Source organism: Streptomyces sp. NPDC058326 (genome assembly GCF_042879855.1).
In the GTDB taxonomy this organism is placed as follows: Bacteria; Actinomycetota; Actinomycetes; order Streptomycetales; family Streptomycetaceae; genus Streptomyces.
The window spans coordinates 1-1,424 of sequence record NZ_JBHVZO010000037.1 but is presented as its reverse complement, the minus strand read 5'-3'; the positions used below and the strand labels follow the sequence as shown (position 1 = coordinate 1,424).

Genomic DNA, 1,424 nt, shown 5'->3' with positions numbered 1-1,424 from the left:
CTTCAGAACTAACACAGTGGACGCGAGCAACTGAGGACAAGCCCTCGGCCTATTAGTACCGGTCAGCTCCACCCATTACTGGGCTTCCACATCCGGCCTATCAACCCAGTCGTCTACTGGGAGCCTTACCCTCTCAAGGAGGTGGGAATACTCATCTCGAAGCAGGCTTCCCGCTTAGATGCTTTCAGCGGTTATCCCTCCCGAACGTAGCCAACCAGCCATGCCCTTGGCAGGACAACTGGCACACCAGAGGTTCGTCCGTCCCGGTCCTCTCGTACTAGGGACAGCCCTTCTCAATATTCCTACGCGCGCAGCGGATAGGGACCGAACTGTCTCACGACGTTCTAAACCCAGCTCGCGTACCGCTTTAATGGGCGAACAGCCCAACCCTTGGGACCGACTCCAGCCCCAGGATGCGACGAGCCGACATCGAGGTGCCAAACCATCCCGTCGATATGGACTCTTGGGGAAGATCAGCCTGTTATCCCCGGGGTACCTTTTATCCGTTGAGCGACGGCGCTTCCACAAGCCACCGCCGGATCACTAGTCCCGACTTTCGTCCCTGCTCGACCCGTCGGTCTCACAGTCAAGCTCCCTTGTGCACTTACACTCAACACCTGATTGCCAACCAGGCTGAGGGAACCTTTGGGCGCCTCCGTTACCCTTTGGGAGGCAACCGCCCCAGTTAAACTACCCATCAGACACTGTCCCTGATCCGGATCACGGACCGAGGTTAGACATCCAGCACGACCAGAGTGGTATTTCAACGGCGACTCCACCATGACTGGCGTCACGGCTTCAAAGTCTCCCACCTATCCTACACAAGCCGAACCGAACACCAATATCAAACTGTAGTAAAGGTCCCGGGGTCTTTCCGTCCTGCTGCGCGAAACGAGCATCTTTACTCGTAGTGCAATTTCACCGGGCCTATGGTTGAGACAGTCGAGAAGTCGTTACGCCATTCGTGCAGGTCGGAACTTACCCGACAAGGAATTTCGCTACCTTAGGATGGTTATAGTTACCACCGCCGTTTACTGGCGCTTAAGTTCTCAGCTTCGCCACACCGAAATGTGACTAACCGGTCCCCTTAACGTTCCAGCACCGGGCAGGCGTCAGTCCGTATACATCGCCTTACGGCTTCGCACGGACCTGTGTTTTTAGTAAACAGTCGCTTCTCGCTGGTCTCTGCGGCCACCCCCAGCTCAGAGTGCAAGACTCATCACCAGACGTGGCCCCCCTTCTCCCGAAGTTACGGGGGCATTTTGCCGAGTTCCTTAACCATAGTTCACCCGAACGCCTCGGTATTCTCTACCTGACCACCTGAGTCGGTTTAGGGTACGGGCCGCCATGAAACTCGCTAGAGGCTTTTCTCGACAGCATAGGATCATCCACTTCACCACAATCGGCTCGGCATCAGGTCTCAG

Annotated in this window: 1 rRNA gene; it reads right to left on the bottom strand. The window is 56.1% G+C overall.

Features of this window, described 5'->3' with window-relative positions:
• Positions 1 to 32 precede the first annotated feature (32 nt).
• Positions 33 to 1,424 (bottom strand): 23S ribosomal RNA (locus ACFVYX_RS33630); the annotation flags it as partial.